At 64.8% G+C, this 12,555-nt stretch carries 12 protein-coding genes; 7 read left to right on the top strand and 5 right to left on the bottom strand.

Translation table 11 applies throughout. The features are described 5' to 3' along the window. The 3 genes from Q8P38_06725 to Q8P38_06715 all read left to right on the top strand — a co-directional run. A partial coding sequence (locus Q8P38_06725; GenBank protein MDP4014294.1) for a DUF222 domain-containing protein occupies window positions 1-981 on the top strand: 981 nt, incomplete at its 5' end. An 82-nt stretch (window positions 982-1,063) separates the two neighbouring features. After that, on the top strand, window positions 1,064-1,867 hold the full coding sequence (locus Q8P38_06720; GenBank protein ID MDP4014293.1) for an exodeoxyribonuclease III: 804 nt from the start codon (window positions 1,064-1,066) through the stop codon (window positions 1,865-1,867). Continuing rightward, window positions 1,864-2,994: a hypothetical protein gene (locus tag Q8P38_06715; protein MDP4014292.1), complete on the top strand. Its 1,131-nt coding sequence runs from the start codon at window positions 1,864-1,866 to the stop codon at window positions 2,992-2,994. The genes Q8P38_06720 and Q8P38_06715 overlap by 4 nt, the downstream gene beginning before the upstream one ends. Before the next feature lie 3 nt (window positions 2,995-2,997). Here Q8P38_06715 and Q8P38_06710 read toward each other — a convergent pair whose 3' ends face one another. Genes Q8P38_06710 through Q8P38_06700 form a run of 3 tightly spaced genes read right to left on the bottom strand, consistent with a single transcriptional unit; the run spans window position 2,998 to window position 7,004 of the window. Continuing rightward, window positions 2,998-4,374, bottom strand: a complete 1,377-nt coding sequence (locus tag Q8P38_06710) for a glycosyltransferase 87 family protein (GenBank protein ID MDP4014291.1) — start codon at window positions 4,372-4,374, stop codon at window positions 2,998-3,000. A gap of 9 nt (window positions 4,375-4,383) precedes the next feature. Then, window positions 4,384-6,507 (bottom strand): transglycosylase domain-containing protein, encoded by a 2,124-nt coding sequence (locus tag Q8P38_06705; protein ID MDP4014290.1) that lies wholly within the window; start codon window positions 6,505-6,507, stop codon window positions 4,384-4,386. Continuing rightward, window positions 6,504-7,004, bottom strand: a complete 501-nt coding sequence (locus Q8P38_06700) for a DUF5318 family protein (GenBank protein ID MDP4014289.1) — start codon at window positions 7,002-7,004, stop codon at window positions 6,504-6,506. The genes Q8P38_06705 and Q8P38_06700 overlap by 4 nt, the downstream gene beginning before the upstream one ends. A 211-nt stretch (window positions 7,005-7,215) precedes the next feature. On the opposite strand from Q8P38_06700, the gene Q8P38_06695 reads away from it, so the two are divergent. The 3 genes from Q8P38_06695 (at window position 7,216) to Q8P38_06685 (ending at window position 9,346) form a co-directional block, all read left to right on the top strand. After that, window positions 7,216-7,812, top strand: a complete 597-nt coding sequence (locus Q8P38_06695; protein ID MDP4014288.1) for a PadR family transcriptional regulator — start codon at window positions 7,216-7,218, stop codon at window positions 7,810-7,812. Between the two features lie 11 nt (window positions 7,813-7,823). Then, window positions 7,824-8,903 carry an inositol-3-phosphate synthase gene (locus Q8P38_06690; GenBank protein MDP4014287.1) on the top strand — a complete coding sequence of 360 codons (1,080 nt, stop codon included), beginning with the start codon at window positions 7,824-7,826 and terminating at the stop codon, window positions 8,901-8,903. 191 nt (window positions 8,904-9,094) lie between these two features. After that, window positions 9,095-9,346 carry a hypothetical protein gene (locus tag Q8P38_06685; protein MDP4014286.1) on the top strand — a complete coding sequence of 84 codons (252 nt, stop codon included), beginning with the start codon at window positions 9,095-9,097 and terminating at the stop codon, window positions 9,344-9,346. A 212-nt stretch (window positions 9,347-9,558) separates the two neighbouring features. Here the strand turns inward: Q8P38_06685 and Q8P38_06680 are convergent, their stop codons facing one another. Continuing rightward, window positions 9,559-9,726, bottom strand: a complete 168-nt coding sequence (locus Q8P38_06680) for a hypothetical protein (GenBank protein ID MDP4014285.1) — start codon at window positions 9,724-9,726, stop codon at window positions 9,559-9,561. Between the two features lie 92 nt (window positions 9,727-9,818). On the opposite strand from Q8P38_06680, the gene Q8P38_06675 reads away from it, so the two are divergent. Then, on the top strand, window positions 9,819-11,108 hold the full coding sequence (locus tag Q8P38_06675) for an MFS transporter (protein MDP4014284.1): 1,290 nt from the start codon (window positions 9,819-9,821) through the stop codon (window positions 11,106-11,108). On the opposite strand, the gene Q8P38_06670 is transcribed toward Q8P38_06675, so the two are convergent. Continuing rightward, complete coding sequence (locus Q8P38_06670) at window positions 11,105-12,547, bottom strand: CCA tRNA nucleotidyltransferase (GenBank protein ID MDP4014283.1); 1,443 nt, start codon at window positions 12,545-12,547, stop codon at window positions 11,105-11,107. The two genes, Q8P38_06675 and Q8P38_06670, sit on opposite strands and share 4 nt — an antisense overlap. Window positions 12,548-12,555 lie beyond the last annotated feature (8 nt).

Genomic DNA, 12,555 nt, shown 5'->3' with positions numbered 1-12,555 from the left:
AAGGCCCTGGCGCCGGTCCTGACCGAGTTGAGTGTGGCTCAGGTGGCGCGGGCGTGCGCTCACGCTGTGGCTTTGGCCAAACCCGATCTGGCGCATCGAAGCGAACAAGACGCCCACGACGAACGATATTTGGCGTTCACCCGGTTCCGTGACATATCGGTGTTCGAGGGGCGCCTAGCTAGTGTGGACGGCAAAGCGTTCGAAGAGGCTGTGGCGGCGTGCGCTGAATCGCTTCGCGTCGAAGGCGACGGCTTGACCCGGGGGCAGCGCAACGCCGACGCCTTGATGCTTCTGGTCAGCAAAGCCGACCTTCCCAAACACGGCGGCCTACCAGCGGCGGTCACGTTGACCATGACCATGGCACAAGCCGAACAAGTCGCCAACACATCCCCCGGGCAATCTCACGGCGACGCCGACGCCGGCCTCCCCCGTTTCGCGGTGGGACCCCCAGGTTGTGGCGACAGGTGGTGCGCTGGCGGTGCCGGTTTGGGCCAGCTGGGTCACGATCAGGTCCTAGGACATGCCGGTGCCCGGTTCGGGTTGTGTTCCTGCAAGATCACCCCTGTGATCGCTGAGCCGCGCGAACCGGTGGATCCACGCTCGTTGTTGAACCGTTTGGGTTTGACTCAACTACAGCCTGTGGCGGTGGGGCGTTCGGTTCGTCTGGCGACCCCAGCGCAGCGCAGGGCCTTGGCTGTGCGAGACGGGGGGTGTGTGATCCCGGGTTGTGATGTGGGTCCTGAGCACACCCAGCCGCATCACGTCACAGCGTGGTCCCTGGGAGGCGCGACCGACCTGGACTCGTTGGCCAGTGTTTGTTGGCCACATCATCGTCAACTCGACCTCGGCCGATGGGAACTGACCCGCGACACCCAGCCAGGCCAACCCGAGGCGGGCCAACCCGGGGCGGGTGATCCGTCCCAGCCGTGGTGGACCGTCACCCCAACACCGCGACACCGATGGCGAAGACCCCCGCCCTAGCCGCGCGGGCACGGGACGGATCCCGCGGGGGCCGAGCCCGGAGGAACCGGGCGCGGGTGACAATCACAGCTAGGGTGCCGTTGTGCGGATAGCCACATGGAACGTCAACTCAGTGGCCCGCCGCGTCGACCGGGTTGCCGCGTGGCTGGCTCGCACTCAAGCCGACGTGCTGTGCATTCAGGAAACCAAGTGCCCCAGCTCCGATTTCCCGTCCCTGCCGTTCGCGGCCCTGGGCTACGAATCCGCGGCTGTCGGGAACGGCCCCTGGAACGGCGTCGCGGTACTGTCCCGAGTTGGCCTGGAGAACATCACGCACCAGCTGCTGGCGCCGCCAACCTGGGAGGGGGCAGTGGAACCGCGGGCTCTCGGAGTGACGTGCGACGGCCTGAGGGTTTGGAGCGTGTATGTCCCCAACGGCAGGGCGTTGGATCACCCCCACTTCCAATACAAGCTCAACTGGCTTAGATCACTTACACAGATGGCTCGCGTCGAGCTGGCTAGCCAGAGCCGTTTGGCCCTACTGGGGGACTTCAACGTGGCGCCGACCAACGACGACGTCTACAACCCGGCAGCCCGGGTGGGACAAACGCACGTCACCGCCGAAGAGCGAGACAAGCTGCGCGATCTTGAGGAAGCCGGGCTGACGCAGATCGTCCCACGCGCGCTGAAGTACGACCACCCATACACGTTCTGGGACTACAGGCAGCTGGCGTTCCCCCAGAACCACGGGATGCGCATTGATTTGGCCTTCCTCGGAGGGGATCTACCGCAGTTGGTGTCTGACGCGTACGTCGACCGCGAGGCGCGCAAGGGCAAGGGCACGTCCGACCACGCACCAGTGGTGATCGATCTTGACTTCTCCAATGACGACCTGGAGGTCGCGTGACCCTGGAAGTGCGGGCAATCACCGCCGCGCAGCACGCGACCTTCATCTCGACTCGACCGTGGGTGCCCATACAGCAAACTCCGGGCTGGGGTCGGGGCCATGTCACCGGGCGCTACGAGTCCATCGGCTGGTTCGACAAGGACTTCCTTGTCGGAGCTGGACTCGCTCGCTACCGAGGTCTTCCGAGGCTTCCGATGCGCTCGGTGGCCAGTTTTCATTCCGGCCCGGACATCGACTGGACTGGGCTGGGACTTCGGGCACTGCGGCCCAAGGATTGGCTTGACCCACTAGTCGAGCATCTGCGCTCCAGAGGGGCCTTCACCGCCCGCGTAGGCCCGATGACGTCAGCGCACGTCTGGCCCGGCTTCCACCCGACAGCGGTTTCCCAGGGCACCGAACTTGCCATTCGCGCGAGTCAGCCTCCAACCCACCAAGCCGACCAGGCCCACGAGCGATTGCGACAGGCTGGCTGGCGCGTGATGCGCACTGCCCGCAAACGGTTCCTCGCCGAGGTCCCGCTGCCCAATCGTCAGGCGCGACCACCCGACCCGCCCGGTGGGGGTACCCCCACTCCCCGCCCAGCGGGGAGAAGGGGGAGGGGTACCCCCACTCCCCGCCCAGCGGGGAGAAGGGGGAGGGGACTCACGATCCGGCCCGGCGATGTCTCGGATCTGGACAAGGTGGCGTCGGCCATTGGTGCCGCGCATCCGCATGAGGACGCCCACTCGCCAGAGCGGATGCACGACATGTGGCGGGGACTAGCTGGCGACGATCACGATCGAGTGCGCCTTCTCGTGGCCGAGAGCATGGGCGACATCTGCTACGGGTCCATGTTCGCGATCGTTGGAGCCAAGGCCTGGGACTTGTCGGAGAACCTGACTGAGCCGACGTCCAACGCGGCCGCAGTGCTGGCGCTCAGGACCCGCATGCTCGCCGAGTCGACGGCCGCAGGCGCGACGGCATTTGTCGTGCCAAGCGGCCCCGTGCCCGAGGGAGCCCTGATGCCCCGGATCGCCTGGGGCTGGCCATCCGTGAGGCTGACGGAGTTGCTACCTAGCTTCCAGTACCCGGTGCGCGCCACGTGGCATTCGACGCTGACCCCGATCGTGAATCGCATGGTGCGCTGAAGTTCAAACCGTGCTCGAGCGGCGCCTCAAGGCCCAACGGTCTTTCGCGCCATCAAGCACTCCGCCGCCTGGATCGTCCTGGTGCAACGGGACTCCGTCGGAACGAACCGGGTCGAATCGGGGGATCAGGATGTCCCGCACGACAAGCGCTGCCAGCGCCAGGGTCGCCACGATGTGCACGAGAATCGCCACCGCGTAGACCGACTCAGGCAACCCTGTCTTCGCCTCAGTGAAGCTCACCAGGTACCACCAGATCGACACGAAGTAGACAACCTCGGCGACTTGCCACCAGATGATGTCCCGCCACCGCGGCCGCGCCAGAACGGCCAGCGGTAGCAGCCACAAGACGAACTGCGGCGAATAGACCTTGTTCGTGACCAGGAATGCCGCGATGATCAGGAACGCGACCTGAGCGACTCTAGGGCGGACCGGTGCCATGAGAATCAAGGCGGCGATCCCCGCACACAGCGCCACGAACGACCCCAGGGCCAGAGCGTTCACTCCGGAGAGATCCAGACCCGCGATCTCCAGGGCTAGCCAAACCGAACCGTAATCTTGGCCGCGCTCGGCGGAGAACCGGAAGAAGTAGGACCAGCCCTCGGGCGAAGCTACCGCGAGGGGAATGTTAACCACAGCCCACGACCCGACGGTCGCAGTCGCCAAGAGCGCCCACTGTCGCAATCGTCCAGCCCGGAAGCACAGCAGGAACATCGGGCCGAGCAAGAGCAGAGGATAGAACTTCGCGGACACCGCGAGCCCCAGCGCGACGCCAGCCCACAAGGGCATCCGACGTGACCACGCGAGCAAGGCCAGCGCGGTTAGAGCCACAGCCAGCCAGTCCCAGTTGATCGTCGAAGCCAAAGCAACCGACGGAGCGACCGCGAGAAGCATCCCGTCCCACATCCGGCCCCGCACCGTCAGCGAAGTCGCCGCCAGCGCCACCAAGAAGAACGCGAACAGCGCGATCGCGGTCACGTAGTAGAACACGACCGCGCTCGTGCCAGCGCCGGTCAGAGCCGAAGTGATCCCCGCAGCCACATACATGAAGCCACCGATGAGCACCGGGTACTCAAGCGGCTGCGCCCCCTGGGGCCACTCCAGGTACGGGATCAAGCCGTCAGCCAAGCCGCGAAGCTCGTACAGCACGGGCACATCGCTGTAGCACAAGTGGTACAGGCGATCCGGATCCACCCATCCGTTGGAGGCGCAAGAACTTGTCAAGACCAGCCCGAGCCCGTACACGACCGATCCGGCGATCAACACGGCACGAAGTGGGTTCCACCACCCGGCTTCGGCCATGTGACTTCCAGCCGGGCCCCCGAGCCCCTCAGACCCGCGGCGCAGATCTGAGTCAGACCGCGTGGGAGCCAGCTCGATCACCCGGCGACTCTACCCAGTAAGCCGCCGAGCGCGAAGGTGGGCCAGCCTGGCGCGCGGGTCGTATCGCGCCCGGTTGGTGAATCGGCTCGAGGACGTCGCGCCGCCAGTGGGCGTGACTGTGGGCGTGACGGTGGCCGTAGGAGATGGCGTCGGCAACCGGGTCCGGCTGGGCGACGGCGTCGGGCTGGGCGAGGGAGTCGGGGTCCGCTTCTTCTTCGTCTTGGAAGGGCTGGGCGACGGAGAAGGACTCGGTGACGTGGTTGCGCCTGGGAGCACGAACGCCTCCGCCGACTCACCTTCGAGAGCAGCCGCGGTGAAATCCGCCCAGATCGCCGCCGGGAAAGAGCCTCCGGTGATGGGGCTGAGACCACCGACCCCATCCAGGGAAACCGGCTGACCCTTCTTGTTCTCCTTGGTCATCATCACCGCACCGGAAAACTGCGGCGTGTACCCGACAAACCAGGCTGACTTGGAACCGTCTGTTGTGCCTGTCTTGCCAGCCGCAGGACGGCCTATCCACGACGCCCGCGTCGCGGTTCCGCTCGTCACGACGGCCTGAAGCGCATAGTTGACACTGTCCATGGTGCGCTCGGCGAACACGCGCTCCCCGTGATCAGCCATCCGGTAGGCGATCTCACCGCCGCTGCGCCGGACTTCCCTCAGGATCGTCGGACTGGCACTGATCCCGCGGGAAGCGAACGTAGAGAAACTGCTTGCCATGTCGATGGCTCGCGGAGAAGCCGTGCCCAGCACGAACGTCAGATTCTCCTCAACACCAGGCGTGTCCTTCGGCAACCCGGCACGCTGGGCGGCATCGATCGCGGCCTGGACCCCCACAGCGTTCTCGACGCCGACGTAGACGGTGTTGATGGACTTCATCGTTCCGGTGAGCAGATTCACGTACCCATAGGACGCGTTCGCGTAATTGTGAAGCGTGTAGCCGGAGAACGTCGCCGGTGAGTTCCCGTTCCACATCGAGTCGAGGCCGTAGTCCTTCTCCAGCGCCGCTGCCAGCGTGAATGCCTTGAACGTCGATCCCCCTTGGGCGCGCGCCTGCAGAGCGTTGTCCCACTGGTCCTTCAGGTAGTCCTTGCCACCGTAGACCGCGAGGATCTCACCAGTACCCGGCCGCACTGCGGTGACTCCGATTCTGACTCGCCCCGTGTTGTACTGCGGACCCGCGCTCTCCACAGCGCTGACCGCCGCATCTTCCGCCTTCTTGTCGATCGTGGTGACGATCTTCAGGCCACCGCCCTCGATTTCCGCCTCACTCCAGCCGACGCTCGTCATCTCGCGGCGCACCGCCTCCAGGATGTAGCCCGTCTGCCCGGCGAGCGTGTTCGCACGGACACGCTTGCGGAAACTCGGGAACTCCACCTTCTTGCGCTGCTTCGAGGTCAGCCAACCCTCCTCGACCATGCCATCCAGAACGTAGTTCCAGCGCTCACGCAGTTGTTCTTCGAAGAGCTCCGGCTCGAAGTACCCCGGGGACTTGATCATCGCGGCCAGAGCGGCGCCCTCGGCAACGGTGAGTTTCGATGCGGGCTTCCCAAAGTAGACCTCTGACGCCGCCTGGATCCCGTAGGCGCCGCGACCGAAGTAGATCGTGTTCAGGTAGTTGCTCAGGATCTCGTCCTTCGACTCGATCGTCTCGAGCTTCGTTGACAAGACGAGCTCTCTGAGTTTGCGGTCCCACGTTCGGTCCTGTGTCAGGTAGGCGTTCCTCACGTACTGCTGCGTGACAGTCGAGCCGCCCTGAGTGTCCCCACCAGTGAAATTGTTCCACAGAGCGCGACCGATAGCCGGAAGCGACAGACCGCTGTGATCGAAGAACTCCCTGTCTTCCGCGGTTAGGACCGCCCGTTGAACATCCACTGGAACGTCGGACAGGGACACATTGGTACGTCGGACATCGCCAAGTCGGCCGATCTCTCGCTTCCCGTCCGCGTAGTAAACCTTGGTGCTCTCGGCGATGGCGATGTCGTTCGGTGCCGGTACCGGCAGCGCGAAGACCGCAGCGGCGAAGAGCCCGACAACGAGCACGCCCAGAGTTACCAACGAACCCAGAACCAACTTCCACGATGGGATCAGGCGCTTGAATCCAGTCTTGCCCGCTCGCGGGTAGTCGATCACGCGATTCCCCCTTTTCGGCCGCCAGCGCGGGGGACCCCGTCACCAAGGACGTAGGAAAGTACCAGGTGGTTCCATGAGCACGGTTGACAGACTTCTACGACGTACACCCGAAATGCCCCGTATTCCCGGGCGAGACCCGCCAGTTCGGCTTGGGCCCGGACACGCCCGGATGTCTCGCCCATCTCCGCCCCAAATGTGTACGTCAGGCGCGTCAAAGGCTCCTTGCGGCACACGGGGCAGGGACGGTCAATCGGTTCACCATGATGTTTCGCGGTTCGCAGCAGCATTGGGTCGGCGTCACACAGCTCCTCGAGAAGGCCGCTGCGCCAGAGTGTTTTGAGGGCTGCGCGGCGTTTCATCGAGTAGTCAACGACGTGGCGCGGTTGAGTCGGGTCGGATACGACCTCTGGTTCAGGCTGCGGCTCGGGTGCGGACTTCGACGACGGCGCGCCAAGCGCTCGCTTCCCGCGAGGGCTGGGGGATCGCGACATGGCCATGGTGGCAAGCGTACGGTCCTGCGGAACAACGGCCCGCCGTCGTAGCCCGCGCGCCGGTACTTGTTATCAAGCCGAGACTCCGGAGTGGTGTGGATCACGACACGCACAAGTGGTTTGCCCTTGCCTTGGCTTCAGCTGCACCTTAGAGTCGCTATATCGAGTCGATATGTCGATCTGGATCTATCGATTCGTAACAAGGGAAGGATGAGCAATGGCCAAACGTGCTGGCGTGCTCGAATTCGCCGTCCTTGGCCTTCTCCAGGACAACCCAATGCACGGTTATGAGCTTCGCAAACGCCTCAACGGCGTGCTCGGCAGCTTCCGGGCCATCTCGTACGGCTCCCTGTACCCCTGCCTAAAGGACCTCCTCGCGCGCGGGCTGATCGAAGAGGACGGGCCAGCGGACGCTGGTGCTCCGACCCTCTCCGGACGCCGGGCCAAAGTCGTGTACCGCCTGACTGCGGATGGCAAGGAACGCCTGACGGATCTGCTGGATGATGCTGGCCCCCAGGCCTGGGAGGACGAGAGCTTCGGCGTGCACCTCGCTTTCTTCGGCAGGACGAACTCCGAGGTGCGAATGCGCATACTTCAAGGTCGCAGCAGTCGGCTTGAGGAACGCCTGGCGTCCCTGCGGGCCTCGCTGACGAGGAGCCGTGAGCGCCTCGACAGCTACACCCTCCAGCTTCAGCAGCACGGTTTGGACTCGGTCGAGCGCGAGGTTACGTGGCTCCGCGAACTGATCGAGAGCGAATCGCAAACTATCCCCAACAACTCCGGGGTCGGGCAGTCCGCCCGCCCGCGCACCTAAGGAGAATCGCCATGGCATCAATCCGCGTCGCGGTCGTGGGCGTCGGCAACTGTGCCTCCTCCCTGATCCAGGGTGTGGAGTACTACCGCAACGCCGAGCCAGGGTCGCGTGTTCCGGGCCTCATGCACGTGCAGTTCGGCGACTATCACGTCAGCGACATCGAATTCGTGGCGGCGTTCGACGTCGACGCCAAGAAGGTCGGTGAGGACCTGGCCCACGCGATTTTCGCCAGCGAGAACAACACGATCAAGATTTGTGACGTTCCGCCGACCGGGATGCCGGTGCTGAGGGGTCACACGCTGGACGGTCTGGGCAAGTACTACACCCAGACGATCACCGAGTCGCCAGAGGAGCCGGTGGACGTAGTGGAGACGCTCCGCCGCACGCAGGCCGATGTTCTCGTTTCGTACTTGCCCGTGGGCTCTGAAGCGGCCGACAAGTACTACGCGCAATGCGCCATCGACGCCAAGGTGGCCTTCGTCAACGCCCTGCCGGTGTTCATTGCCGGAACGCCGGAATGGGCGCAGAAGTTCGAGGATGCCGGAGTCCCGATCATCGGAGACGACATCAAGAGCCAAGTCGGCGCCACCATCACCCACCGTGTACTGACCAAGCTGTTCGAAGACCGCGGCGTGACCGTTGACCGGACCTACCAGCTCAACGTTGGCGGAAACATGGACTTCATGAACATGTTGGAGCGTGAACGGCTTGAGTCGAAGAAGATCTCCAAGACCCAGTCGGTCACGGCGGAGATGTCCCGCGACATCGGCTCGCGCAACATCCACATCGGCCCAAGCGACTACGTCGCCTGGCTCGACGACCGCAAGTGGGCTTTCGTCCGGCTTGAGGGTCGGGCCTTCGGGGACGTGCCCCTGAGCCTGGAGTACAAGCTCGAGGTCTGGGACTCGCCCAACAGCGCCGGCGTCATCATCGACGCCATCCGCGCCGCGAAGATCGCCAAGGATCGCGGCATCGGGGGCCCTCTCCTGTCAGCGGCTTCGTACTTCATGAAGTCCCCCCCGGTGCAGCACACCGACTCCGAAGCCCGGCAGGCTGTGGAGGACTTCATCGCCGGTCGTGTCGAACGGTAGGGGCTGACCGAGCCGAGCAGGAGCCCCCCTGATGCCACCGCGACCCGTGTGTCAACGACCAAAGAGGTCCGCGTCAGGAGCGGCCGCCGCCGTGATTGCCCGCAGGTCGGGACGGTTGGCCAACTCAGGAGGCGTTGGATTCAATCAGGCGCATCAGTTCGACCAGTTCGTGTCTTACCTGGCGTTTAGCCATGAGCACCAGCGGCGTGGACAGGAACCTCATGAATCCGGAAAATTCGCTGTCCGAGTACCGAGTCAAGGTTGTGGACGTCCCATTCGTCACAATCGACCACCCGCCTGATATTGCGAACTGCCCGCCGCTGGGCTTGCATGTGAAGGCGCGCGGCGGATCCCAAGACGTGATCTCGCCACTCAAATCCATGGTCTTGCCGGCGAAGCTCTCGCGCCTGCCTACTCATAGGCTCACCCGGCTACCCCCGTAGTGGCGGCGGGGGCTTGTCGGTAATGATGATGCCGCCTCTGCAGAAACGGCCGCTCCCGACAAACGCACCCCTTTGGGTACAGACGCGCCCGTTGCAATGGTCGTTTCTTTGCGAAACGGATGCGCTTGTCGGGAGCGGACGTTTCTGCGGTTGAGCGGCCTGCTAGGCGTCCTCAGCGGCCACGCTCTCACCAACCCGACTACGCGATACAACTAGTGGTCGTCGCGCGAGCCGAACCGGATGTTGATCCCGAGAACCGCGCCGATAGCGGCCATCAGTCCCAACCAGACCACATTTCCCGTGAACGCCAGAACCAACAGGCCGACTGCGACTCCAGCAACGATTCCAATCGCCATACCGCGGCCGTCGACCTCACCCATGTCGTAACCCTAGCGTCTCGGTCGCGGTGGCATGAGCGGCGCGGCGGCACCCCGGGCTGACGCGGCGGCACTCCGTGATCTAGCTTCCGATCGTGGAGCCCAAGCCAGCCGCGCAACTGCTGAGGAACTCAGGGTTCCTGCGACTGCTCACCACGCGACTCACCGGATCGTTCGGTGATGGGCTCCTGCAGGCAGGACTGGCGTCGTTCGTGCTGTTTTCCCCGGAGCGCCAACCGACCCCCGTCGCCGTGGCCACCTCGTTCGGCATTCTGCTGCTTCCGTATTCACTCGTCGGTCCGTTCTCCGGGGTGTTTCTGGACCGCTGGCGCCGTCGGCAGGTCCTTGCGCGCGGGAACTGGCTGCGCGCGATCACGGTGCTTGTGACCGCTTGCGTGGTGGCAGCCGTGCATGACGGACTGGACCTGGGACTGATCGTCCTGGTCACGCTCGGAATCGGCCGGTTTGTCCTGGCGGGCCTAAGCGCTTCGCTGCCACACGTGGTGCCGCGGAACCAGCTGATCACGGCCAACTCAATCGCGCCGACGGCGGGGACCGTGGCCTACGGGATAGGCGCTGTGGCCGGAGTCGCGCTGCGCGGTGTCTTGGGCGGGGGGGACCATGGCTCACTAGTCGTACTGCTCGTGGCATCCGCCACGTACCTGGGCGCGGGGATGATCGCGCTGAGCATGGGGCGGGATCAGCTTGGACCTTGCGGAGATCTCCCGGGCGACAGTGTCTCAGCGGTGGCCAGAGGGCTCGTCGACGGCTTCCGGGCGCTGTCGCGGGATCGCCCCTCATGGCGTTCCCTGACGGTAGTGATCATCCACCGAGTCGTCTTCGGGGCGCTGACTGTCCTCCTGCTACTGATACTCCGTACGCAACTCCATGCCGCTTCGGACCCCGATCTAGCGCTGCGCGACTTCTCAATCGTCGCTGGCACCGTCACAGCCGGAGCGCTAGTCGCAGCGCTGGTAACACCCGCCATTACCCGACGCATCGGGGTAGTGGCGTGGACGTGCCTGGCCCTGATCGCTGCCGCGATCGCGGCCCCCGTGGCTCTTGCGCCATCCTCACTCGTCGCGATGGTGATCGGCGCCCTGGTTCTGGGACTGGCCCAGCAGACGGCGAAGATCGGTGCGGATACGACGATCCAGCGGCACATCGCCGATGATCACCTGGGCCGAGTGTTCTCGCTGTACGACGTGGCCGTGAACGTGGCGGTCGTGGGCGGCGCGCTGATCATCGCCTTGGCAACACCGGTGGAAGGCGTCCCTGCCCCGGCGTTCCTGGCGATCGGCGCGGCGTACTTGCTCACCGCCGCCTGGTACTGGCGGGGAAGGTCGCCCAAGTCAGCCAACCAACAAACGCCGACCTCCGGCTAGCCCGACCGTTCGACCCACCAAGCCTCAAGCGCAGTCCGTGCGGCCTCGGGCCCGATCGGTCCGTCCTCGAGCCGCAACTCGAGCAAGAACTGGTACGCCTCGCCGACTTCGCGACTCGGCGGCACGCCAAGGATCTCCATGATCTGGTTGCCGTCCAGCTCGGGTCTGATCAAATCCAGCTCCTCCTGAGCCGCGAGCCTGTCGATTCTGGCCTCCACGTCGTCATACGCCCGCTGCAGCGCGCGTCCACGGCGAGGATTGCGGGTCGTGCAGTCCGCGCGAGTCAGCTTGTGCAACCTGGGAAGCAGCGGACCCGCATCCCTCACGTAGCGGCGCACGGCCGCATCCGTCCACTGCCCAGTGCCGTAGCCGTGGAACCTCAGATGCAGCTCAACAAGACGCGCGACGTCAGCGACGATTTCCTTGCTGTATCGCAAGGTGGTCAGGCGCTTGGTCGCCATCCGGGCGCCGACGACTTCATGGTGATGGAAAGACACCTGGCCGTCAGCCTCGAAGCGGCGGGTCCGCGGCTTGCCAATGTCATGCATCAGAGCCGCCAACCGCAGGACCAGGTCGGGGCCGGAGTCCTCCAGAGCGATGGCTTGGTCCAGCACGGTCAGCGTGTGTTCGTAGACGTCCTTGTGACGGTGATGCTCATCGGCCTCCAGCCGAAGTCCCGCCACCTCCGGAACCACATACTCGGCCAGGCCCGTGTCGACCAGAACCCCCAGGCCAGCGCGAGGGTTTGCGCCCATGAGCAGTCGGGTCAACTCATCACGTATTCGCTCAGCGGAGACGATGGCCAGCCTGTCGCACATATCAGTAATGGCAGCCAGCGCATCCGGAGCTACCACCACACCGAGTTGAGACACAAACCGCGCCGCCCGCATCATCCTCAAGGGGTCGTCCGAGAACGAGCGCTCCGGCGGACCCGGGGTCCTCAGACGCCGCGCGGCTAGGTCAACCAGGCCATTGTGCTCGTCGACGAATCGAAGATCCTCCAGCACTACAGCCATCGCGTTGATTGTGAAGTCCCGCCGAACCAGGTCCTCGGACAAAGATGACCCGTACTGGACTGCGGGCTTGCGAGAAGACAAGTCGTACGAATCGCACCGATACGTGGTTACCTCCCACGTGAGCCCATGCTTGCGTGCGCCAACCGTGCCGAAACCAATCCCGACATCCCACACCGAATCAGCCCAGCGGCCGAGGATGCCCAACGCGACATCCGGGTGAGCGTCGGTCGCCAGGTCCACGTCCACGTGCTCCAGCTCGCCCAGCACGGCATCGCGCACGCAACCGCCAACGGCTGCCAGCTCGTTCCCGGCTGCGGCGAACAGCTTCCCCAGATCCACGAGCTCGGGGACACGGTCAACAAGGTCGGCGACGGCCCGCTGGCGGATCTGGGCCAGGACGGTGGAGGCAGTGGGCTCGGTCACGTGGCCCA

It is taken from the genome of Candidatus Nanopelagicales bacterium, assembly GCA_030700225.1.
Lineage (GTDB): Bacteria > Actinomycetota > Actinomycetes > S36-B12.
Note: the sequence above shows the minus strand (reverse complement) of the source record. Positions and strands in the feature narration are given on the sequence as shown.

Bases quoted from the DNA above. Each gene is read 5' to 3' on its own strand.
- Q8P38_06700 (MDP4014289.1), bottom strand. From the start codon at position 7,004: ATGGCCATGTCGCGATCCCCCAGCCCTCGCGGGAAGCGAGCGCTTGGC.
- Q8P38_06695 (MDP4014288.1), top strand. From the start codon at position 7,216: ATGGCCAAACGTGCTGGCGTGCTCGAATTCGCCGTCCTTGGCCTTCTC.
- Q8P38_06690 (MDP4014287.1), top strand. From the start codon at position 7,824: ATGGCATCAATCCGCGTCGCGGTCGTGGGCGTCGGCAACTGTGCCTCC.
- Q8P38_06685 (MDP4014286.1), top strand. From the start codon at position 9,095: ATGAGCACCAGCGGCGTGGACAGGAACCTCATGAATCCGGAAAATTCG.
- Q8P38_06680 (MDP4014285.1), bottom strand. From the start codon at position 9,726: ATGGGTGAGGTCGACGGCCGCGGTATGGCGATTGGAATCGTTGCTGGA.